Raw genomic sequence first — 21886 nt, forward strand, 5'->3', positions numbered from 1 at the left:
ACTCCTCGTGTGAAAGTTAAGTTGAGCGGGCGTCTTACTCTTCGGAATCTTCCGCTTCGTCGTCCACGTAGTCGCCGGTGGCGGCGTCGTATCCCTCAAGCACCGTCGGATCGAAGTCGTCCGGGGCGTCCTTGAGGGTCAGCCCCAGGTTGGCGAGCTTGATCTTGACCTCGTTGATGGACTTCTGCCCAAAGTTGCGGATGTCCAGCAGATCCGATTCGGTGCACTCCGCGAGCTCACCGACGGTGTGGATCTCCTGGCGCTTCAGGCAATTGTAAGACCGAACGGAAAAGTTGAGGTCCTCAATCGGGGTCCCGTAGGCAACCATGAACTCGGACTCTCGCGGGGAGGGACCGATCTCGATCCCCTCGGCGGAGGTGTTGAGCTCGTGCGCCAAGCCAAAGAGTTCCACGAGCGTCTTGCCCGCGGAGGCCATGGCATTGCGCGGGGTGAGGGAGTTCTTCGTCTCCACGTCGATGATCAGCTTGTCGAAGTCCGTGCGCTGCTCCACGCGGGTGGCCTCGACCTTGTAGCTGACCTTAAGCACGGGGGAATAGATCTGATCCACCGGGATCCGACCGATCTCCCCGCCACCCGTGGGGGCGGCGGGCACGTAACCCCGGCCGCGCTCGACGATGAACTCAATCTCCAGGCTGCCCTGCTCGTTGAGGGTGGCGATGTGCAGATCCGGGTTGTGGATCTCCACCCCGGCGGGGGGCTGGATGTCGCCCGCCGTGATCTCGCCCTCGCCCTGCTTGCTCAGGTACATCACCACAGGTTCCTCGGAATCCGAGGACAGCACCATGGACTTGATGTTCAGGATAATGTCGGAAACATCCTCCTTCACCCCGTTGATCGTGGTGAACTCGTGCAGCACACCATCGATCTTCACGCTGGTCACCGCCGCGCCCGGGATGGACGACAGCAGGGTGCGACGCAGCGAGTTGCCGAGGGTGTAGCCAAAACCCGGCTCCAGCGGCTCGATGATGAACCGGGAGCGGGACTCCTCCACCACCTCTTCGGTAAGGGTGGGTCGCTGAGAAATGAGCATGGGACTCTCCTTTGGCGCCCGCTATTTGACGCCGATAGTGGGGAAAGGGACGGATAACGAAGCTCGAAGATTACTTCGAGTAGAGCTCGACGATGAGCTGCTCCTGCAGCGGAACGTCGATCTGTGCGCGCTCGGGCAGCTGGTGCACGAGGATGCGCAGGGTGTCCGGGACGACCTGAATCCAGGCCGGCACGATGGCGTCGGCAAGCTGCTCCTGGGCCTCTTCGAACCACTGCATCTTGCGGGAACGCTCGCGCACATCGATGATGTCGTAGCGCGACACGCGGAACGAGGGAACATCGATCTTCTTACCGTTCACGGTGAAGTGACCGTGGGAAACCAGCTGGCGGGCCTGGCGACGGGTGCGCGCCAGACCGGCGCGGTAGACCACGTTATCCAGGCGGGACTCCAACAGAACCAGGAGGTTCTCGCCGGTCTTACCGGGCAGGCGGTTGGCCTCCTGGTAGTAGCGGCGGAACTGCTTTTCCATCACGCCATAGGTGAAGCGGGCCTTCTGCTTCTCCTGCAGCTGGAGCAGGTACTCGGACTCCTTAATGCGGGCGCGGCCGGCCTGACCCGGGGGGTAGGGGCGACGCTCGAAGGACATGTCCCCGCCGACGAGGTCAACACGGAGACGGCGGGACTTGCGGGTTGCGGGGCCGGTGTAACGAGCCATAGTTAGTTACCTTTCCTTTCCCTTAAACGCGACGACGCTTCGGCGGGCGGCAGCCATTGTGCGGATGCGGCGTGACGTCGGAGATCGAATTGACCTCGAGGCCGGCGGCCTGGAGGGAACGGATAGCGGTTTCGCGGCCCGAGCCCGGACCCTTGACGAACACATCCACCTTCTTCATGCCGTGATCCATTGCCTTGCGGGCGGCGTTCTCCGCGGCCAGCTGCGCGGCGAACGGCGTGGACTTGCGCGAGCCCTTGAATCCCACGTGGCCGGAGGAGGCCCAGGAAATCACGTCGCCGTTGGGGGCGGTGATGGACACGATGGTGTTGTTGAAGGTGGACTTGATGTAGGCGTGGCCCTGGGCCACGTTCTTCTTGACGGCGCGGCGGCCAGTGCGGCGGGCGCCAGAGCGAGTCTTCGGAGGCATAGATTACTTCTTCTTTCCGGCGATCGTCTTCTTCGGGCCCTTGCGGGTGCGGGCGTTGGTCTTGGTGCGCTGACCGCGAACGGGCAGACCGCGACGGTGCCGCAGGCCCTGGTAGCTTCCGATCTCAATCTTGCGGCGGATATCGGCCTGAACCTGGCGGCGGAGGTCGCCCTCCACCTTCCAGGAAGCCTCAATCACGTCACGCAGAGCAGAAAGCTGCTCGTCGTTGAGGTCATCGGTGCGCAGATCGGGAGAGATGCCGGTCTCCTCCAGCAGCTTGGCCGAGCGGGCCGGGCCGATGCCGTAGATGTAGGTGAGTGCAACCTCCATGCGCTTATTGCGCGGGAGGTCCACACCAGCAAGACGTGCCATGTGGCAGTACCTTTCCGGTAGTTACGGTGGTTTTCTCCCTGCTCACCCCCGCCGCGCGGAATCTGACGCGCACGACGCGTCCGCGACAACCGGGGCTCCAGCCACCGTGGCCGAAGGTCATGCAGCTTCGCGCGCACGCGCGCAAAAGCCTGGAGCAAGGAGGCGAAAAGACTTACTTGTAGCGGTAGACGATGCGGCCGCGGGACAGGTCGTAGGGGGAAAGTTCCACCACGACGCGATCCTCGGGCAGGATACGGATGTAGTGCTGGCGCATCTTGCCACTAATGTGGGCGAGAACCTGGTGGCCGTTATCGAGCTCGACCTTGAACATTGCGTTCGGCAGGGGCTCGATAACCCGACCCTCCACCTCGATGGCGCCTTCCTTTGCCATATCCTCCACTCTCCGCTGACATGTGTTGTATAGCGACCACGCCGCGCCGCACACGAACGCACGACGCGATAGGACATGATCTCGGCTTACTTTACACGCCGCATCTCCAGCTAACAAAAAAGGCGAGCGGGTAAAGTACCCGCTCGCCTTGCGTACAAAAATCTAGTAGACGTAAACCATATCGCCGATCTGAAGCTGATCGAAGTACTGCACCGCATCGTCGTGGTTAAGGTGGATGCAGCCGTGCGAAAGCAGGGCGGTATTTCCCTGGTGGAAGGCGATGCCGTTGTTGGTGAAGTACACCGCGTAGGGCATGGGCGCGCCGTTGAACTCGTAGGAGATCTCGTCTTTGACCTTGCGGTTCACGTAGAACGTGCCGGTGGGGGTGGCGGTCTCCGGCGTGGGGGCACCGGCGGACATCGGCACCGGCCCGTAGGTGACCTTGCCGCCCTCCTGCAGCCAGGTGCGGTTGCCCTGAAGGTCGATGCAGGCGCGAGCCTGCTGCGGGCAGGGCGTGGAGCTGACCTCCGCGGCGCGGGCATCCGCCTGCTGTTGCTCGGCCACGCGCTGAGCCTCCGCGCGGCGCTGCTCCGCGGCGCGGGCGGCCTCCTCGGCCGCGGGATCAACCACGGGAGGCTGCTCGGGCTGATCGATCAGCCCGGGAAAGGCCGTCTCCACGGAGGTATCCACCAGCTGCCGAGCCGGCTCGGCGAGCTCCGGGGGAAGAAGACCCGCCTGCTCGTGGAGCGCGTCGCGAATCTGAAGGGCCTGATCGCCCCACGTCAAGGCGATCGGAGCGGAAGTATTCTCTGCCGCAGAGGCAACGGAGGGAGCGGCCAGGAGGGCACCCGTCGCTGTACCAGCGGCAGCGAAGGAGGCCGCCCGACGCCGCGTGGCAGAGGGCTTAGCATGGCGGGGCTTGTATGACATGACCGCAAGTATAGCTGCTACCGTACCTTAAACCCGCATCGGCGCAACCGGCCGGATCACTACTCCGGGCGTGGAGTCAAAATCCTAGGCCCCTCCGCCGTGGCCGCCACCGTGTGCTCCCAGTGCGCCGCCCAGGAACCATCCGCGGTCACCACCGTCCAGGCGTCGTCAAGCACCTCGTTATCCCAGGTCCCCAGGGTCAGCATGGGCTCCACGCACAGCGTGGTGCCCTCCTGCACCACCGGCCCCTTGCCGGGGCGCCCCTCGTTGGCCAGGAAGGGATCCTCGTGCATGGTGCGCCCGATACCGTGCCCTCCATAGCCATCGACGATCCCCAGCGGCACCCCCCAGCGGCGCTCGGCCTGCCGGGTGGCCACCTCCAGGGCATGCGAGATGTCGGTGAGACGCGCACCCGGCACCACCGCCTCGATTCCCCGCTGCATCACCCACTCGGTGGCCTCGTTGAGCGCCTTGGCCTCCGGGGAGAGCTCCCCTACCCCAAAGGACCATGCGGAGTCGCCCACCCAGCCATCCAAGGTGGCACCGCAGTCGATGGATACCAGATCGCCCTGGCGCAGCACCACCTTCTCGCTGGGCATACCGTGCACGATCACCTCGTTCACGGAGGCGCAGATGGAGGCCGGGAAGCCCTCGTAGCCGAGGAAGGTCGGGGAGGCCCCGGCGTCTCGAATCACGGCCTCGGCCACGGCGTCGAGCTCCGCGGTGCTCACGCCGGGCTTCGCCGCCTCCCGCACTGCGCACAGGGCCCGGCCTACGATCTCCCCCGCCGCCTGCATGGCGTCGAGCTCCCCGGGCGTCTTGCCCGGTATCTTCTTGCGAGTCTTAAAACCCATCGTCTCCTCAGTTCTGTGTTCTTCACCCCGCCCGGCTTTCCCACCGCGCAGAAAATCCCCGGGGGAATGCCACCAGGGACTCCCACGGGGATTGCTATGCCGATCGACGATCGGCGGTTACGCGCGCTTCCCCAACTCCGCCAGGGCGCGCGCGCTGATCTCCTCGACCTCACCCTCGGCGTCGATGCTGACGATCGCCTCGCCGTAGTGCTCGATAAGGGGCGCGGTCTCCTCTCGATAGACCTTCAGCCGAGTACGGATGGTCTCCTCGTTATCGTCCGCACGGCCGCGGGCGAGCATGCGCTCGACCACCACGTCCTCGGAGATGCGGAAGTTGAGCACCCCGTCGAGCTTGAGCCCCTGGCGCCCCAGCAGCTCGGCCAGGATATCCGCCTGCTCCACGGTGCGGGGGAAGCCGTCGAGTAGGAAGCCCTCGGCGGTATCCGCCTCGGTCAGCCGCGACTCCACCATGCGCGCGGTGATGTCGGTGGGCACGAGCTTGCCCGCGTCGATGTATGCCTTGGCCTCCATGCCCAGCGGGGTCCCCTCCCCGATATTGGCGCGGAAGAGATCTCCGGTGGAGATGTGGGGCACGCCCAGCTTCTCCGAGAGGAGCGCGGCCTGGGTGCCCTTGCCGGCACCGGGAGGACCGAGAAGTACAAGTCTCATTTGAGCAATCCTTCGTAGTTACTTTGCAGCAGCTGGCTTTCAATCTGCTTCACGGTGGTCAACGCCACGGACACAAGAATCAACACGGCGGTGCCGCCGAAGGCACCCGTGCCCGCGCCGCTCTGGTGGCCCACCCCGAAGTCCAGGGCAATATTGGGCAGCACCGCGATGACGCCCAGGTACAGCGCGCCGACGAAGAGCAGGCGATTCATCACGTAGGCCAGGTACTCCGCCGTGGGCCGCCCCGGTCGGATGCCCGGGATGAAGCCACCATACTTCTTCATGTTATCCGCCTGCTCGTTCGGGTCGTACTGCACCGAGACGTAGAAGTAGGAGAAGAAGATGATGAGCACGAAGTAGAGCACGATGTACTGCCAGGAGGAGGGCGTCTGCAGCACCGAGATGACGTTGCGCTGCCACCAGTTATCCGGCTGCCCCACGCGACCGGAATAGACGATCTGGGTGATGAGCACCGGCATGTAGATCAAGGAGGACGCGAAGATCACGGGGATCACGCCCGCCTGGTTCACCTTCAGCGGCAGGTAGGTGGAGGAGCCGCCGTACTGACGACGCCCCACCATGCGCTTGGCGTATTGCACCGGGATACGGCGCTGGCCCTGCTCCACGAAGACCACGCCCACCACGAGCAGGATCACGGCGGCGAGCACCACGGCGAACATGAGGCCACCGGAATTGTTGAGCACCGAGACGCCATCGGTGGGCAGGCGGGTGGCGATACCGGCGAAGATGAGCAGGGACATGCCGTTGCCCACGCCCTTCTCGGTGATCAGCTCACCCATCCACATCACCAGCACCGCACCGGCGGTCATGGTGATCACCAGCACCACCAGGTCCCAGACGCCGCGGTCGGCCACCAGCACCTCGACGCCCGCGCCCAGGAGCTGCTGCCGATCCGCCAGGGCCACGATGCCCGCGGATTGCAGCAACGCCAGCGCCACCGTGAGGTAGCGGGTGTACTGAGTCATCTTGGCCTGACCCGACTGCCCCTCCTTCTTCAGCTGCTCGAAGTGGGGAATCACCACCGTGAGCAGCTGCACGATGATAGAGGCCGTGATGTAGGGCATGATGCCGATAGCAAACACGGAAAGCTGCAAGAGCGCGCCGCCGGAGAACAGATTAACCAGCGAGTACACGCTGCCTTGTTCCTGGGTGAGGTCGCGCAAACGGCCGCTGATCTGTGCATAATCCACTCCCGGGGAGGGGATCTGCGCACCGATGCGGTACAAGATGATCATCGCGATCGTGAAGAGAATCTTCCGGCGAAGATCAACATCCTTAAAAGCCTGGATAACGGCGGACACTTATCCTCCTGGCTCCGCGCGCCCATCACCGTCTGGTGATCCACGCGGCAGAGTGTTCTATTCCTTCCAGCCCCTAACGCCCCGCATACACGCAGCCAGGGGCGCCGGACACAATTGACTCCACTACCCTACCAGCCGCCCGAGGTTTTCCCACCCCTGGGTGAGCATCGCCTTAGTGTTCGGCCGGCATCGACTCTTTTCGCCCCGCCCACAGCAGCGCCACGAAACCCGCCCCGCCCCGCCGAGCAGGAGCACGGCCGCCGCGTCCTCGCCATTGAGGCCACCGCCAAGGCCCACCGCCAACCGGGCCCACCAGGTACACAGCCCCAGCGCAAGGACCACCCCCATCATCGCGCGCGGGATCCTGCGCACAAAAAACAGCGCGATCCCCATCAGCATCAGCGCCGCGTTGGCCAGGGACAGCGTACGCGGCACCGCGCCGGCACCGCTTTCCAGAAAGATCACCGAAGCCAGGTCCGCGACCAGAAGAAACCCCATCACTGCGGCCGCGGCGGCGGCCCACGTTCTCACCGTCATGACGTCCACCGTATAGCCGGCGAGAACGCGAAAGACCCCGCCCCCCGGATAGGGGTGACGGGGATTCTCGCGCGGGAGGCTACTTGGTGGTGGTCGCGGAGCCGCCTGCGGCCTCGATCTTCTCCACCGCGGACTTGGAGAACTTCTCGGCGGTGACGTTGATCTTCACACCGAGGTCGCCCGTGCCCAGCACCTTCACCGGCTGCTTGGGACGCACGAGGCCCTTGGCCACGATGTCGGCCACGGTGATGTCGCCGCCCTCGGGGAAGGCCTTGTTCAGGTCGCCCACATTGACCACCTGGTAGTAGACCTTGTTCGGGTTCTTGAAGCCCTTGAGCTTCGGCAGCCGCATGTGGATCGGCATCTGCCCACCCTCGAAGGCCGCCGAAACCTGCTTGCGGGCCTTGGTACCCTTGGTACCGCGGCCGGCGGTCTTACCCTTGGACGCCTCGCCGCGACCCACGCGGGTCTTGGGCTTGTTTGCACCCTTGGAAGGGCGCAGATCGTGGAGCTTGATGATATCGCTCATGTGTTATCTACTCCCCTGCCACTTCTTCGACAACCACCAGATGGCGGACCTTGTTGATCTGCCCGCGCACGGCGGCGTTGTCCTTCTTGATAACGCTGTGGCGGATGCGCTTGAGGCCCAGGGCCTCAAGGTTGGCCTTCTGCTTCGGGTTCGCACCCACGATACCGCGAATCTGCGTGATCTTCAGTGCCATGATTAGGCCTCCTGTCCAGCGCGGGCGCGCAGCATACGGGCCGGGGCGACCTCTTCGAGGGTCTTGCCACGGCGGGCGGCGACCTCCTCCGGGCGGACGAGCTGCTTGAGCCCCGCCACGGTGGCGTGCACCACGTTGATGGCGTTGTCCGAACCCAGGGACTTCGAGAGGATGTCCTGCACGCCGGCGCACTCCAGCACCGGGCGGGCGGCACCACCGGCGATCACACCGGTACCGGGGGCGGCCGGCTTGAGCATCACGCGGCCGGCGGCGGCCTCGCCGATCACCGGGTGGGTAATGGTGCCGGCCACCATGGGCACGCGGAAGAAGTTCTTGCGGGCCTCCTCGGCGCCCTTCTGGATGGCGGCGGGGACTTCCTTGGCCTTGCCGTAACCCACGCCGACCATGCCCTGGCCGTCGCCCACGATCACCAGGGCGGTGAAGCTGAAGCGGCGACCGCCCTTGACCACCTTGGACACGCGGTTGATGGTCACGACGCGCTCGATGTACTTATCGCGCTCGTCGTTGTTGCTGCGGCGATCGTTGTTGCGCCCGCCGCGGCGATCGTTGTTGTTCTTCTTGTTCTCGTCGGCGGAGCGCCCGCCGTCACGCCGTTCACGTCCCGGCATTACGCGATCCTTCCGTTGATGTTCTGCGAGGCGGCGATCATTAGAACTTCAAACCACCTTCGCGGGCTGCGTCGGCCAGCGCGGCAACGCGGCCGTGGTACTTGTAACCGGCGCGGTCGAACACGACCTTTTCGATGCCGGCCTCCTTGGCGCGCTGGGCGATCAGCTCGCCCACCTTGGCACCCTTGGCCTTCTTGTCGCCCTCCATCGCCCGGATCTCCGGCTCGATGGTGGAGGCGGCAACGAGGGTGTGGCCGATGGTGTCGTCGATGACCTGCGCGTGCATGTGACGCGAGGAGCGGTGAACCACCAGGCGCGGGGCCTCGGGAGTACCACGCAGGTTCTTGCGGACGCGGAAGTGACGGCGGGCACGGGCAGCGCGACGGCGCGAGGAGATGTCCTTGCCCACCGGCGTGCGCTTCTTGTTCTGCTCTGCGTTGTTGCTCATGCTTACTTACCCGTCTTTCCGACCTTGCGGCGGATCTGCTCACCCTCGTAGCGGATGCCCTTACCCTTGTAAGGATCGTCCTTCCGCAGACGACGGATGTTCGCGGCGATCTGCCCAACCTGCTGCTTGTCGATACCGGCGATGGAGAACTTCGTGGTGCCGTCCACGGCGAAGGTGATGCCCTCCGGAGCCTCGATGAGGATCGGGTGGGAATAACCCAGGGAGAACTCCAGGTTCTTGCCCTTGGCCTGCACGCGGTAGCCCACGCCGAAGATCTCCATCTTGATGGTGTAACCCTCGGTGACGCCGACCACGCAGTTGTTGATCAGCGACCGGGACAGGCCGTGCAGGGCGCGGTTCTTGCGCTGATCGTCCGGGCGGGTCACCAGGATCTGGTTGTCCTCCACGGACACAGCGATGGGTTCCGGGACGTCCAGGGACAGGGTGCCTTTGGGGCCCTTGACCTCGACGTGCTGGCCATCGATCTTCGTTTCCACGCCGGACGGAATGGCGATGGGAGCCTTACCAACTCGCGACATTGCTTATCACTTCTCCCTTTACCAGACGTAGGCGAGAACTTCTCCGCCTACGCCCTTCTCGCTCGCCTGGCGGTCGGTCAGCAGCCCCTGGGAGGTGGAGATGATCGCCACGCCCAGGCCGCCCAGGACCTTCGGCAGTTCGGTGGACTTTGCGTACACGCGCAGACCCGGCTTGGACACGCGGCGCAGACCGGACAGGGAACGCTCGCGCTGGGGGCCGTACTTCAGCTCAAGGGTCAGGGTCTTGCCGACCTTGGCGTCCTCGACGGTGTAGTTCGCAATGTAACCCTCCTGCTTGAGGATCTCGGCGATGTTCGCCTTGATCTTCGAGGAAGGCATGGACACGACGTCGTGGTGCGCGTGGTTCGCGTTGCGCACGCGCGACAGCATGTCCGCGATAGGATCAGTCATGGTCATAAAGCGACCTCTAGCCTTTCTCGCCGCGGTTCCCGTGGCTCACCGATCCGGCGTTCTCCGTGCATCTTTTTGGGCCACTTGCGCTCTCCCCCACTCAGTAATGGGGGCTGCTCGCTGCCACATTCCACACGGTCCGCGCATCCGGCGAGGGGCCTACGGCAAAGTAGGTGTTCATGTTCAATTAACGGAAAGCCGCGCGCCACTACCGTGACGCGCAGAAATCCAAAGATTCACTGTACCGGTACCACCCCCCGATCGCAACCCTAGTGCAGGATGCTCTGGTCGCCCGCGGGGATGATGCCGCAGGTACTCGGGGCGGGCTTGCCCTCGAAGCGATCGTTCAGCCAGCCCACGGCCTTAGCAAACCAAACGGCCCCGCCGGCCACGTGAGCAACAGGGTGCTCCTCGTACTGCACCGGCACCCCGGCGGCGCAGTACTTGTTGGCCAGGGCGCGGGAATCGTCGGCCACCATCACGCCGTCGCCCGCCTTGCCCAGACCGCGCGGGACGTCCACCGTTCCGATAACCTCACCCACGGTGCCCTGGCTGTAGTAGAAGGGAATGGTCGGGTCAGGACCAAGGCCCATGTTCACCTTGCGGACCACATCGACCAGCTCGGGCACCGCATAGGGATCGCGGTACTCCGGCTTGACCAGGGACTCCCAGGTCAGGCCCGGGGCGGTGCCCACGACCTCCGTGATCGAGGCGCGCTCCATGCGAGCGAGCATCATGCGACCGAAACCGTTGAAGTACTTGTTCAGATCCAGCCCGTAGGCGCGGGACAGGCCCACCACGGCCATCACCTGAATCGGGGCCCAGTAGGCGGAACCGCTAACGTAACCGATGTTGTTGATCGGGTTGACCAGCACGCCGCCGGTCGCGGCGCCCACCAGGTTATCGTTGATCTCCGGGGCGTAGGAGGGGGCAAGTTGCGCGGCCCAGTTGGTGGCGATGGAGCCTCCCGAGTACCCGAAGAGGCCCACCAGCGAATCCTGGTTCAGTCCGGTGTCCGGCACGGACAGGGCCGCCCGGATGCCGTCCAGGGTGGTGGTGCCGTACTCGGGTCCGGCGATAAAGTTGGCATTCTGCCCCTCGATGTCCGGGAAGGCCACCGAGTAGCCGCGCGCCAGGAAATCAAGGAGCTGGGCCGTCTCCACGGTGGAGTAGGAGATGGTGCCCAGGGCCACGTCCCCGGCGATGGCGCGGGAGGGAGCATGCTCGGGATCCAGGGAATCGTAGATCGAGTGAATGGAGACCAGCTTGCCATTGCCCGGCCCCGTGGGCGAGAGCACGGAGGTGATGCCGTGGGTCTTATTCCCCTGCGAGTCCGTGGTGACGTAGCGGATCTGCGCCACGTCCAGCGGCGTCGGGGCGCCGAGCGCATGGTAGGCCACGTGGCGCACGCCCAAAACCTCACCGGGGTTACGCCCGGAGAGATCCTCATGATTTTCAAAGAAGCTGTGATCGGCCTGGCGCACCGAGGAGCCACCCATCGGAGCGCCGGGGTGCGGGCCTTCCAGCGAGGGCAGCGCGACGGCGGGAGCCGCCGGGAGGGCCGTCGCCACGGCGGTCAGGAACGCAAGCAAACGCGTCTTCTTCACGTATTCATCCAATCTTCTCCACCACTGACGAAGTTTCACCCCCGAGCCAAACAACCAGGGGAAAGACAGGCGGAGCATAGCCAAAAGACATTTCCCTAAGGAAGCATAGCAAAACCAGTGTGACTGGTGTGACTAGGCCTCAATCTCGCACACCCTCGCGGCGGCATGGCAGCGATAGACCACGTCACCGAGCCGCGACAGAACCCGCAGACTCAGCAGCCTTCCCAGCCATCTCCACCCCGCAATATCGCCCACGATTCCGGTAAGCAAAGGAGGTTCCCGCCAACCTCCTGGCTGGCGGGAACCTCCTGCAAACGCCGGGCAACCGGCGCGGGGGCTAGGCCTCCTTGGGCTGCATCTTGCCCTCGGCGTCCTTGAACGGGAAGCCGAGCAGGCGCAGCAGGGAGCGGCCTTCCTCATTGTTCGTGGCGGTGGTCACCAGGGTGATGTCCATGCCGCGCGGGCGATCAACCTTGTCCACGTCGATCTCGTAGAACATCGTCTGTTCGGTCAGACCAAAGGTGTAGTTGCCGTGGCCGTCGAACTGGGTGTCGGAGAGGCCCCGGAAGTCGCGGATACGGGGCAGCGCCACCGTGAGCAGGCGATCCAGGAACTCCCACATGCGGTCGCCGCGCAGGGTCACCTTCGCGCCGATCGGCATGCCCTCGCGCAGCTTGAAGTTGGCGATGGACTTGCGCGCGCGACGGATCTGCGGCTTCTGGCCGGTAATGAGGGTCAGATCCTCGATGGCACCGTTGATGAGCTTCGAGTCGCGGGCGGCGTCGCCCACGCCCATGTTCACCACGATCTTGGTCAGACCGGGGATCTGCATGACGTTCTCGTACTCATACTTCTCGTTGAGCTTGGCGCGGATCTCCTCGCGGTAGACGGTCTTGAGCCGCGGGGTGTAGTTCTCGCTCATTAGATGTCCTTCCCGTTGCTACGCGCGATGCGGACCTTCTTGCCGTCCTCGTCGAAGCGGTAGCCGACGCGGGTGGGCTTACCCTCGGAGTCCAGCAGCATCACGTTGGACACGTGAATGGGGGCCTCCTGGGTCACGATGCCGCCGGACTCTGCGCCGCGCTCGGGGGCGGAGTTGGCCACGTGCTTCTTGATGCGGTTCACGCCCTCGACCAGAACCTTGTCGTTCTTGGGGAAGGCCTGGATCACCTTGCCCTGAGCGCCCTTATCCGGCCCGGAGATCACCTGGACCATATCGCCCTTGCGGATCTTCACCTTAGATCACCTCCGGTGCCAGGGACACAATCTTCATGAACTTCTTCTCGCGCAACTCGCGGGCCACCGGCCCGAAGATGCGGGTGCCGCGGGGCTCGCCATCGTTCTTGATGAGCACGGCGGCGTTCTCGTCGAACGCGATGTAGGAGCCGTCCGGGCGACGGGTCTCCTTCTTCGTGCGCACGATCACGGCCTTGACCACCTCGCCGGCCTTGACGTTGCCGCCGGGGGTGGCTTCCTTCACGGTGGCCACGATGGTGTCACCGATACCGGCAAAGCGTCGGGTAGAACCGCCGAGAACACGGATGCACAGGATTTCCCGCGCACCGGTGTTGTCGGCGACCTTCAGACGCGATTCCTGCTGAATCACTGCTGGTCTCCTTGACCTGGTTGAGTGTGCGCCAGATTTCCGTCCTGCGCGCACGCGGTCTATGTACAAAGCTCGTTTTCTGCGCCGACCACAGGCCATTCGGGCTCGGAACGCACCCTCCACGCAGACAACCGCCCTATTAAATCACCTCATCGACTCCGGGCGCAACAGCGCCTCAGGGGGTAGCGGCCGCCGCGGCCGGCTTCGGCTCCACCGCCAGCAGCGCCTCCCCCGCCGTCACGACGCCGGGGAGCGCACGACTTGCCGCGGGTAGCACGGGGCCGGTCTTTTTGGCGTTGGCCACCACCACCGGGGTGGTCACCTCGTAGCCCGCACCCGTGATCGCTTCGATGTCGAACTCGCACAGCACGTCACCCACCTGCACCCGGTCCCCCTTGGCCGCGCGGGGGCTAAAGTGTTCTCCCTTGAGGTTCACGGTATCGAAGCCGATATGCATGAGGATGTCCACCGGAGAGCCATCCTTGGCCTCGGTACGCACGGCGAAGGCGTGGCCGCTGGGAAAAGCCACCGTCACGGTGCCCGCCACCGGGGAGCGCAGCACGCCCTCCCGAGGAACCACGGCCATCCCCGCGCCGAGCTTGCCCGCGGCGAACATCGGATCGGAAACCTCGGAGAGCTCCAGAACCCGGCCCGTGAGCGGGGAAGCCACGGCGGTGGCCTCGGCGGAGGCCGCCGCGCGGGGCTCCTCCGGGTGCCCGCCACCCACCACGGCGGCGGGAGCGTCCGGGTCGATCGTGCCGTTGCGGGCCACCAGGTAGCACCCGTAGCCCCAGGTGGCGGCGAAGGTGACCGCGAAGGTCACCGCCGAGAGAACAAGGAAGGTGCCCCAATCCCCGGCGCGCATGGAGACCACGCCGAGGAACCCGGCCGCGCCGAGCGCGGTGGCCTTGATCTTCCACAGCGCCACCAGCGCGCCGCCCAGGGCCGCCCCGCCCATGGCCACGAAGAAGGGCCAGCGCAGGCGCAGATTCACACCGAAGATGGCGGGCTCGGTGATGCCGAACACCGCCGAGACGCCCGAGGCCCCCGCCAGGCCCTTCAGCTTGCTCGACGTGGCCAGCGTCCATACGGCCAGGGTAGCCGCGCCCTGGGCGATGTTGGCCATGGAGGCCACGGGGAACACGAAGGAGCCGCCATCGGCCGCCCAAAGCTGGATCTCGATCGGCGGGAAGGACTGGTGCAGGCCGGTGATGACGATGGGGGAATAGAACAGGCCGAAGAGCAAGCCGCCGAGGGGGCCGGCCACGTGGTAGAGCCAGGCCAGCCCCTCACCCAAGGCGTCGCCCGCGGTGCGCATGACCGGACCCACGGCGAGGAAGGTGATAAAGCCGGTGACCAGGAGGGTCAGCACCGGGGTCAGCAGGAAGTCCACGGTGCCCTTGAGGCGCTTGTGCAGGAACTTCTCCGTGGTGGCCAGCAACCAGGAGACCACCAGCACGGGGAGCACCGTGCCCTGGTAGCCCGCCTGGGCGACGTGAAGGCCAAAGATGTCCCAGTGCGGCATCTGGCCGTTGGCCGTCGCCTCGGCCACCTCGTAGCCGTTGACCAGCATGGGCATGACCATCGCCATGCCCATGCCCGCACCCAGGAACTCGTTGCCGCCGAAGCGCTTGGTGGCCGTATAGCCCACCAACACCGGGAGGAAGGCGAAGGGAGCGGAGGCCAGGAGGTTGATGAGTTCGGAAAGATCCGCCATCTGGGGGTAGGTGGCGATCAGGGAGCGCTCCCCGAACACACCCTGCGCGGTGAGGACGTTGTTGAGCGCCATGAGCAGGCCGCCGCCCACCAGGATGGGGATCAGCGGCACGAAGATATCGGAGAGCACCTTGACGGCGCGGGTCACGGGATTGCCGCCCGTGGCCGCGACCTCCTTGAGTTCCTCGGTGCTCACGGCGATGTTCTTGGTGGTCTGCGCCTCCATCTGGGCGAAAACCCGATCGACGTCGCCGGGCCCCACGATGACCTGAAACATGCCGCCGGCCTCAAAGGTTCCCTTGAGGTCGGGATCGTTGTCCAGGCGTTCCCGGTCGATGCGGGAGCCGTCCTTGAGCACCATGCGCAGGCGCGTGGCGCAGTGTGCCGCGGCGACAAGGTTGTCCTCCCCGCCCACGGCCGCCAGCACGCGGCCGGCTACCTCTTTGTGTTCCACGGTGGTTATTCCGCTTTCTGTGTGAATGTGTGTGATGGAAAAGCCTACGGGTGGCGCCAGCTGGCCCCCGGCGTGCAAAACGCCTGAAGGCTGGCGGTAACCCCGCTGGTGCCGGCGAAGATCTCCACGGCCGCGCCATCGACGATCACCTCCAACGGGCCGGGCTCCACCCGGAAGGTGCGAGTGTCCCAGGCGTTGCCGTCGCCGCGGTCCAGCGCGGCGTGCCCACCCCGGCGCCCCACGGAGAGCACCCCAGCGGCCGCCTCGTAGGCCAACCGCACCTGAGTCTCGCCGGCGGTATCCACCAGCCGTTTGTCGATGTCCTCGCCGCCGAGGGAAGCGGTGAGGCGGAAGGCGTTGGGGGCGTCCAACCGCGCGGGCAGCAGGGGTTCCTGGCGCAGCCGACCACCGACGAGCGTGAGCCGACGCAGGCAGGTAAGCATATGCACCCAGCCCTCGGCCAGGGAGGGCTTATCGTCCTGCGCGGGCTGACCCATCCAGGCGAGCATGAGGGCGGCGTCGGGAGACTCCGGAATGAGGTGCGGGGCGTAGAACTCGTGGCCGTAGTCCAGCTCGCTGAAGCCGCGGGTCACGCGGAAGGTGGTGCCCTCGAGGTGCCCCACCAGGTAGCCGCACTGATCGGCACTGGCGTAGTGCGTGACCATCACATCGGGGTTCTCCGGGAGCACCTCCTCGACCTCGTCGAGGCCTTGCGGGCAGATCACCAGCACGTCCATGTCCTCGCCGGTGCGCCGGTCGATGAGCCGGATGAGGTTGGGGCACTCCCACATGTAGCCGTCGGGAAGAAGGTCCGGGGCATCGCCCGGGACGGCCCCGCTGGTATCGAAGTCCAGTGGCCCGGCGAACTCCCAGTCCCGGAGGTTCACGGAGCGGTACAGTACCGCCGTGCCCTCGCCGCGACCCGGGCCACCCTCCCCCTCCCCGCGCTGGGCACCGAGCACCATGCGCCAGGCGCCGGGGCGCTCGGGATCCGGCCCCACGTGCGGGTCGCGGTAGTGCGGGGTAAAGCCCTCGGGGCGGGTCGCGATGACCGGGTTGTGTTCCACCCGCCGGTACACCCCGCCCAGCGGTCCGTCCGGGTCGTCGAGCAGCGTGAGGTTTTGGCTGGCCTGCCGCCCCCGCTCGGTCTTGAGATTTCCGGTGTAGAACAGGGCCACCTCGGCGCTTCCCCCGTATTCCCCGCGCAGATGGTCCGGGATGCGCACCGCGCAGCCGGAGTAGCAGCCGTGGGCGTCGTAGGGATAACCCGGTTCCATGGCGGCGGGCAGGTGATGAGGAACGAAGGCACGGGGTCCGGTCAACGGGATCGCGGCATGCCCCCAGCCGGTGCGCTTGGCGGCGTGGGGGAACACGGGATCGTGCTGGTAATGCACGTGCACGGTGGTGCCGCTGAGAAAAAGCCCGTTGGGGTCGTTGAGCCGCCCCTGCGGCGGCGAAACGTGATAAGCGGGGCGGTAGTGATGCTGCGCCATGCCCACCAGAATAGCCGCCGCGATGTGTCCCTAGCCACCCCATAGCGCCCGATTCCTTCTTTTTCTTGCCCGTTCCATCCCAAAATACCCGAGAAACATGCCCGTTCCCCCTTCCGATCGGGCATAATCGCGCCCTCATCCTTGCTACCGTGGCACCTAACCGGCGTGCACAGAACGCCGTGATCCGATCGCACCACCACCGGGAGGCACCCATGATCACCGTCTACGGCGAGGGGCTCATCGACCTCGTCCCCGCCGACCCCACCCCGCTGGCCCCGCTGCGCCCAGCCCTCGGCGGCGGCCCCTACAACGTGGCCGTGGCCGCCGCCCGCCTGGGAGCGGAGGTGGCCTTCCAATCCCGCCTGTCCACCGATGCCTTCGGCGAGGCCCTAACGCGCGCTCTCCGCGAAGAAGGCGTGGATACCTCGGGCGTGCAGCGCGGCGAGGCACCCACCACGCTCGCGGTGACCAGCATGGATCGCACCGGTTCCGCAAGCTACTCCTTTTACACGCAGGGCACCGCGGATCGCCTCGCCCGCCCGTGGGCCACCGACGCTCCGATCGCCTGCTTTGGCACCTGCTCGCTGGCGCTGGAACCCGCCGCGAGCCGCTACGCGGAAGTGCTGCGCGAGATGGCCACCCGGGGCGCCCTCGTGGCCCTCGACCCCAACATCCGCGCTTTCTCCGCCACCACACGCCACCGCGCGTTCCTCCGCAGCCTCCTCCCGGATGTCACGCTGCTGAAGCTCTCCGAGGAGGAAGTGGAGTTCCTCGGCGGGATCGAGGAGATCGCCGCCCCCGTCATCGTCATCACGCGCGGCGGGGAGGGCCTGAGCGTGCGCACCGCGCGGGCTCGGGTGGACATTCCCGCCGTGCCCGTCGCCGTGGCGGACACCATCGGCGCGGGCGATACCGTCCTGGCCGCCCTGCTCGCCTACGCGGATCGGCGGGGGTGGGGCCCCGATTCCCTCGCGGGGCTGGGCGAGGCGGATTGGCGGAAGGTACTGCGCTTCGCCGCCACTGGCGCCGCCCTGACCTGTTCGCGACCGGGCGCTCAGCCGCCCACCCGGCACGAGGTGCTCGCGGCTATCGACGCTCCCGCTGTCTCCGCTTAGACACCTTGCCCACCCCGGTATAGGGAAATTCCGATACGATCTCGACGACGTCGGGCACCGCAAAGCTCGACGATCCGGACTCGCGAACAAACTTCCGCAGGTCAACAGCGGTAAGCTCCCGCCCTTGCTGCGGGATCACGTAGGCCACGATCTTTTCCCCCAGCACCTCATCCGGTGCCCCCACCACGGAAGCATCGTGCACGCCGGGGTGCCCCAGCAGGGCATTCTCCACGGCCTCGGGGGCCACCTTCTCCCCGCCCCGGTTGATCTGATCCTTGGCCCGGCCCACCACCGTGATGTTGCCGCGTACGTCCACGGTGGCGATGTCTCCGGTGCGGTAAAAACCATCCTCGGTAAAGGAACGCGCATTGGCCTCGGGATTGCGGTGATAGCGGCGAATCGTGTAAGGCCCGCGCGTGATCAACTCGCCCGGCTGCCCAGCGGGTACGTCCTTGCCCTCGGCGTCGATGAGGCGCACGTCGTCGTGAGGAGAGACCGGACGCCCCTGGGTGGCGATCACAACCTCCTCGGGATCGTCCAGCCTGGTGTAATTGACCAGGCCCTCCGCCATGCCAAAGACCTGCTGCAGCCGGCACCCCAACTCCGGGGTCACGCGGCGCGCCACGGCCGCAGACAGCTTGGCCCCACCCACCCACAGGGTGCGCAGCGCGGAAAGATCATACCCGGCCCGCTCCGGAAAATGAAGGTAGCTCAGGAGCATGGGCGGCACCAGGGCGGCGTGAGTGACCCGATGCCTCTCCATCAGCGGCAGCACCGTCATGGGGCTGGGATCCGGGGAAAAAACGATGTGCGCCCCGCGCATCATGGCCCCGAGTATCCCCGGCGAGGACATCGAGAAGTTATGCGCGGCGGGCAGGACGGTCAACAGCACGCTGTCCTCATCCAGGTCGCACACCTCGAGGGAGGCACGCACGGAATACAGGTAGTCATCGTGGGTCTTGGGAATCAGCTTGGGGACGCCGGTGGTGCCGCCCGAAAGCTGAAGAAAGGCCAGCTCCGCGGGGTCTACCTCCGCCGGGGTCGGGACGGGTTCCGTGCCCCAGGGGCAGTCCGCCGAGCACGTATCGACCTCCACCCGCACCACGTCGGGGCGCCGCCGCTCCAGGTCGCGAATCACGCGGGCGTGGTGCCGATCCCCCTTGACCGGGCCGACGTAGTGGCGTGCCGGCGCGGTATCCGCAAAGTGCACGACCTCCGTGGAGCCGTGGGCGGGCAGGGTCATCACCGGGATGGCCCCCAACCGCCAGACCCCCAGAATGGTCTCCAGGTAGGCCACGGAGTTGGGCATCTGCACGAGGACGCCGTCGCCGCGGCACACCCCCACCGCCGCCAACCTGGCCGAGGCGGCGGCCACCGTCTCGGCCAGCTGCGCCCAGGTCAGCGAGCGGTAGCGGTCGGTGGCCGCCAGCCGATCCGGGTACCGTTCCACCGTGCGGCTAAACATCCGCCAGTGATGGTCTCCCGTCCACAACCCCTCCTCGCGGTACCGCCGGGCCACCTCCTCGGGGACACCGGTGGCCACCATGCCGGGGGTGGTAGCCGCCCGCAGTGCGTTGAGTTCTTTTTCTTCCGTCACCCTGGATCTCCTTGTGCCCATAGCCGCAGCAATAACCTTGGCTAGGCTAACATTATCCAGGCGCGGGGGCGAGGGGCGTTTCGCGCCAGCGGCCCCGCCCACATGGGCGGGGCCGCTCGACAACAACGGGGCCGTGCGCTAGGAGGCCTTGGTAATAACCACTTCCACGTGGCGCTCGCGCGGGGCGGAGCCGTGGTTCTGCCGGCCCACCGGCTCCCAGGTCATGGCCGCACCGCAGCGCACTCGCTGGCTAGTGTAGTCATCCATGATGAAGCCCCAGGCCAAGGTGCCCTTCTCTCCGGGCATGAGATCGTAGGGGCCGAGGTTTTGGCCAAGCGACCAGAACATCTCTCGGTTATATTCCCAGTCGTACTTCTTCTTGATCTCGTTGGTGAGCTTGACCGTCACGGAGGCGGACCACGTCCACTTCTTCTTCTTGCTCTCCTTGATGGTCTGCTTCAGCGGCACCACCCCCTCGGTCTCATTGACGGAGGACTGCCTCCCTTCCACATCGAAGTGGGAATCCCGCAGCTCCACGTACTCGCGCACCTCACCGCGCTGGGTACACTGCGTACCTGGCTGCGGCCCGCGCTCCTTCGCCTGAAGCTTGGCCACCGGCGCCCACGAGTCCGAGGTACGCCCCACGGAGAAGTCCGGGGCCGCCACCGCCGGGGCCGCCACACCGATCAGCGCCGCCAGGGCGGCGGCGCTCGCCGCTACCGTGGTCGCAATCTTCTTTGCTGCCACCGCCATCACGCCTTACCGTTAATCGTCTGCGCGCCCGGGCCGCCGTCGCTGCCCTTGCCCCAGGAATCGCTCACCGGCATGTAGCTCTGGGTGTAATCGCCCTCCGCGGTGGTGCGGTGCCACACCACGAAGCGCGTGCTCGGCCCCTTGCCCCGGTACTCGCCGAAGGAGCGTTCGGTGCGCCACAGCCCGGTCCTCTTATCGCAGGTACGCACGCGGCCAATGAACTCCTTCATGTGCACGCCGTAATCGGCCCGCACGGTCTCACCCGGCTTGACCTTGATCGGGCCGAGTTTATCGCCCACGGACCACTCCGAGGTCTCCACCACCCCGTAGCGGGTCTTGAGGCCCTTGAAGAAGGTATCCCACATGTTGCCGCTGCTCATGGCCTTCACGGACTCATTGACGCCCTCCGTAACCTCCAAGGAATACGTAATCACGCGATCCGTGGTGTTGGTAAACGAGGAGGTGCCGTTGTAGCGATCCCACTCGTCCACGATCCACTGCTCCCAGGGGTGGCGCTTGGCATCGGTGAGCACGTTGCAGGTTTCGTTATTGACGAAGGTCGAGCGGTGCTCGTTTTGATCCGGAGACACCTTCTGCTGGGCCACCGCGGTACCGCCACCCAGGCTCACCATCGCCACGACCGCGGCGCACGCGGCCGTCGTCAGCCTCTTTCTCATCAGCCCGATCACCCTGCCTCGCCGCTTAGGCCTCGTTCGAGCGCATAGACACCTTCACGTGGCGCTCCTTGGGGATGGTGCCGTGGAAGGGGCGACCGGTGTCGCGCCAGGTGCCGCCGGTGCAGCGGAGGTGGGTGCCCTCGAAGCGCTGGTTGAGGAAGCCATACTCCAGCACACCGGTGTAACCGGGCTTGACCGGGTACGGACCCAGGGTCTGGCCGACCTCCCAGGTCTGCGTGGACTGGTAACCGGCGCTAAACGTCACGTGGAAGAGCTTGAGCAGGTCGAAATCGACGGACCCACCCACGTTCCAGGACTTGGTCTTGCCCTCGCGCAGGGTCTGCGTGAGCGGCAGGTCCTCGTCGTTGTAGTTGGCGACGGTCGCGGTTCCCTCCACCTCGAAGGTGCTGGAGACGATCCTGAGCGACTGCCCGTTCTGCCCCTCGATGGAGCAGGACTGCCCCACCTTGCCCGGCACCACGGCCTGCGCGGCGGAGGCCGCGGGTGCCGCCGCCACGGCACCGAGGGACACGGCCGCGGCGGCCATGATGGAGACGATCTTCGAACGCATAAACTGACCCTTTCTTCCTGCACGATGCACGGCCGCACCGCCGTATCCCGCGCATGCCATCCCACAGGCCTACCTGAGGAAAATCTGAGAAAACTTACGGGATCAGCATAATACTCCGCGATATTTTTGAACACGGTCATACGCTTTTAGGGGGTAGCGATAATGTTCCTCACACTTTGAACATCTTCTTCGACCACCCCACTCCAACGCTCCCACCTGGAGATTCTCGCCATCATCGCCACCGCGCCGCCCGCATAACCCGCACAACGATCTCCCTTTGGACACCCCCGCAACCCTCCTTGCCTCCCACGATCCCGCG

General features: G+C 65.8%; 27 protein-coding genes. 1 reads left to right on the top strand and 26 read right to left on the bottom strand.

What is annotated here, in order from left to right; genetic code table 11:
* Window positions 1-34: 34 nt before the first annotated feature.
* The 22 genes from H7347_RS05400 to H7347_RS05505 form a co-directional block, all read right to left on the bottom strand.
* On the bottom strand, window positions 35-1051 hold the full coding sequence (locus H7347_RS05400; protein WP_152822015.1) for a DNA-directed RNA polymerase subunit alpha: 1017 nt from the start codon (window positions 1049-1051) through the stop codon (window positions 35-37).
* Window positions 1052-1121: 70 nt separating this feature from the next.
* A complete protein-coding gene (gene rpsD, locus H7347_RS05405) occupies window positions 1122-1727 on the bottom strand; it encodes a 30S ribosomal protein S4 (RefSeq protein ID WP_055122249.1) in 606 nt (201 codons plus the stop codon).
* A 22-nt stretch (window positions 1728-1749) separates the two neighbouring features.
* The gene (gene rpsK / locus H7347_RS05410; RefSeq protein ID WP_055122250.1) at window positions 1750-2154 is read right to left on the bottom strand and encodes a 30S ribosomal protein S11; all 405 of its coding nucleotides are present in this window, start codon (window positions 2152-2154) and stop codon (window positions 1750-1752) included.
* Between the two features lie 3 nt (window positions 2155-2157).
* A complete protein-coding gene (gene rpsM, locus H7347_RS05415; RefSeq protein WP_018118369.1) occupies window positions 2158-2526 on the bottom strand; it encodes a 30S ribosomal protein S13 in 369 nt (122 codons plus the stop codon).
* Between the two features lie 172 nt (window positions 2527-2698).
* Window positions 2699-2917, bottom strand: a complete 219-nt coding sequence (gene infA, locus H7347_RS05420; protein ID WP_018118368.1) for a translation initiation factor IF-1 — start codon at window positions 2915-2917, stop codon at window positions 2699-2701.
* A 162-nt stretch (window positions 2918-3079) separates the two neighbouring features.
* Window positions 3080-3847 (bottom strand): L,D-transpeptidase, encoded by a 768-nt coding sequence (locus H7347_RS05425; RefSeq protein WP_152822017.1) that lies wholly within the window; start codon window positions 3845-3847, stop codon window positions 3080-3082.
* Window positions 3848-3906: 59 nt separating this feature from the next.
* Entirely contained in the window at window positions 3907-4701 is a 795-nt protein-coding gene (map, locus tag H7347_RS05430) for a type I methionyl aminopeptidase (RefSeq protein WP_152822019.1), read from the bottom strand.
* A 117-nt stretch (window positions 4702-4818) separates the two neighbouring features.
* The gene (locus tag H7347_RS05435) at window positions 4819-5370 is read right to left on the bottom strand and encodes an adenylate kinase (protein WP_152822020.1); all 552 of its coding nucleotides are present in this window, start codon (window positions 5368-5370) and stop codon (window positions 4819-4821) included.
* Window positions 5367-6692, bottom strand: a complete 1326-nt coding sequence (gene secY, locus H7347_RS05440; RefSeq protein WP_186337286.1) for a preprotein translocase subunit SecY — start codon at window positions 6690-6692, stop codon at window positions 5367-5369. Before secY ends, H7347_RS05435 begins: the two co-directional genes overlap by 4 nt.
* A 123-nt stretch (window positions 6693-6815) precedes the next feature.
* Window positions 6816-7229 carry a hypothetical protein gene (locus H7347_RS05445; RefSeq protein WP_152822022.1) on the bottom strand — a complete coding sequence of 138 codons (414 nt, stop codon included), beginning with the start codon at window positions 7227-7229 and terminating at the stop codon, window positions 6816-6818.
* Between the two features lie 79 nt (window positions 7230-7308).
* On the bottom strand, window positions 7309-7758 hold the full coding sequence (gene rplO, locus H7347_RS05450) for a 50S ribosomal protein L15 (RefSeq protein WP_152822024.1): 450 nt from the start codon (window positions 7756-7758) through the stop codon (window positions 7309-7311).
* A gap of 7 nt (window positions 7759-7765) precedes the next feature.
* Window positions 7766-7951 (bottom strand): 50S ribosomal protein L30, encoded by a 186-nt coding sequence (rpmD, locus tag H7347_RS05455; RefSeq protein WP_152822025.1) that lies wholly within the window; start codon window positions 7949-7951, stop codon window positions 7766-7768.
* A gap of 2 nt (window positions 7952-7953) precedes the next feature.
* Window positions 7954-8580, bottom strand: a complete 627-nt coding sequence (rpsE, locus tag H7347_RS05460; protein WP_152822027.1) for a 30S ribosomal protein S5 — start codon at window positions 8578-8580, stop codon at window positions 7954-7956.
* Between the two features lie 40 nt (window positions 8581-8620).
* A complete protein-coding gene (rplR, locus tag H7347_RS05465; protein WP_152822029.1) occupies window positions 8621-9028 on the bottom strand; it encodes a 50S ribosomal protein L18 in 408 nt (135 codons plus the stop codon).
* A 2-nt stretch (window positions 9029-9030) separates the two neighbouring features.
* Window positions 9031-9567, bottom strand: coding sequence for a 50S ribosomal protein L6 (gene rplF, locus H7347_RS05470; protein ID WP_152822031.1), 537 nt, complete (start codon window positions 9565-9567; stop codon window positions 9031-9033).
* An 18-nt stretch (window positions 9568-9585) separates the two neighbouring features.
* Complete coding sequence (rpsH, locus tag H7347_RS05475) at window positions 9586-9984, bottom strand: 30S ribosomal protein S8 (protein WP_152822032.1); 399 nt, start codon at window positions 9982-9984, stop codon at window positions 9586-9588.
* Between the two features lie 263 nt (window positions 9985-10247).
* Window positions 10248-11585, bottom strand: a complete 1338-nt coding sequence (locus H7347_RS05480) for a lipase family protein (RefSeq protein ID WP_370513922.1) — start codon at window positions 11583-11585, stop codon at window positions 10248-10250.
* Window positions 11586-11922: 337 nt separating this feature from the next.
* On the bottom strand, window positions 11923-12507 hold the full coding sequence (gene rplE, locus H7347_RS05485; protein WP_152822036.1) for a 50S ribosomal protein L5: 585 nt from the start codon (window positions 12505-12507) through the stop codon (window positions 11923-11925).
* Window positions 12507-12821 carry a 50S ribosomal protein L24 gene (rplX, locus tag H7347_RS05490; protein ID WP_186337287.1) on the bottom strand — a complete coding sequence of 105 codons (315 nt, stop codon included), beginning with the start codon at window positions 12819-12821 and terminating at the stop codon, window positions 12507-12509. The genes rplE and rplX overlap by 1 nt, the downstream gene beginning before the upstream one ends.
* A gap of 1 nt (window position 12822) precedes the next feature.
* Window positions 12823-13191: a 50S ribosomal protein L14 gene (gene rplN, locus H7347_RS05495; protein WP_018118351.1), complete on the bottom strand. Its 369-nt coding sequence runs from the start codon at window positions 13189-13191 to the stop codon at window positions 12823-12825.
* 175 nt (window positions 13192-13366) lie between these two features.
* A complete protein-coding gene (locus tag H7347_RS05500) occupies window positions 13367-15361 on the bottom strand; it encodes a sucrose-specific PTS transporter subunit IIBC (protein ID WP_186337288.1) in 1995 nt (664 codons plus the stop codon).
* 44 nt (window positions 15362-15405) lie between these two features.
* Entirely contained in the window at window positions 15406-16854 is a 1449-nt protein-coding gene (locus tag H7347_RS05505) for a glycoside hydrolase family 32 protein (RefSeq protein WP_152822037.1), read from the bottom strand.
* 212 nt (window positions 16855-17066) lie between these two features.
* On the opposite strand from H7347_RS05505, the gene H7347_RS05510 reads away from it, so the two are divergent.
* Window positions 17067-17969, top strand: a complete 903-nt coding sequence (locus H7347_RS05510) for a carbohydrate kinase (RefSeq protein ID WP_152822196.1) — start codon at window positions 17067-17069, stop codon at window positions 17967-17969.
* On the opposite strand, the gene H7347_RS05515 is transcribed toward H7347_RS05510, so the two are convergent.
* From H7347_RS05515 to H7347_RS05530, 4 genes are all read right to left on the bottom strand, one after another.
* The gene (locus H7347_RS05515; protein ID WP_227659030.1) at window positions 17941-19515 is read right to left on the bottom strand and encodes a (2,3-dihydroxybenzoyl)adenylate synthase; all 1575 of its coding nucleotides are present in this window, start codon (window positions 19513-19515) and stop codon (window positions 17941-17943) included. The two genes, H7347_RS05510 and H7347_RS05515, sit on opposite strands and share 29 nt — an antisense overlap.
* A 189-nt stretch (window positions 19516-19704) precedes the next feature.
* Entirely contained in the window at window positions 19705-20313 is a 609-nt protein-coding gene (locus tag H7347_RS05520; protein WP_370513923.1) for a hypothetical protein, read from the bottom strand.
* A gap of 5 nt (window positions 20314-20318) precedes the next feature.
* Window positions 20319-20996: a hypothetical protein gene (locus tag H7347_RS05525; protein WP_152822040.1), complete on the bottom strand. Its 678-nt coding sequence runs from the start codon at window positions 20994-20996 to the stop codon at window positions 20319-20321.
* A gap of 25 nt (window positions 20997-21021) precedes the next feature.
* Window positions 21022-21567: a hypothetical protein gene (locus H7347_RS05530; RefSeq protein ID WP_152822042.1), complete on the bottom strand. Its 546-nt coding sequence runs from the start codon at window positions 21565-21567 to the stop codon at window positions 21022-21024.
* Window positions 21568-21886 lie beyond the last annotated feature (319 nt).

The organism is Corynebacterium sp. zg-331 (assembly GCF_014267345.1).
Lineage (GTDB): Bacteria > Actinomycetota > Actinomycetes > Mycobacteriales > Mycobacteriaceae > Corynebacterium.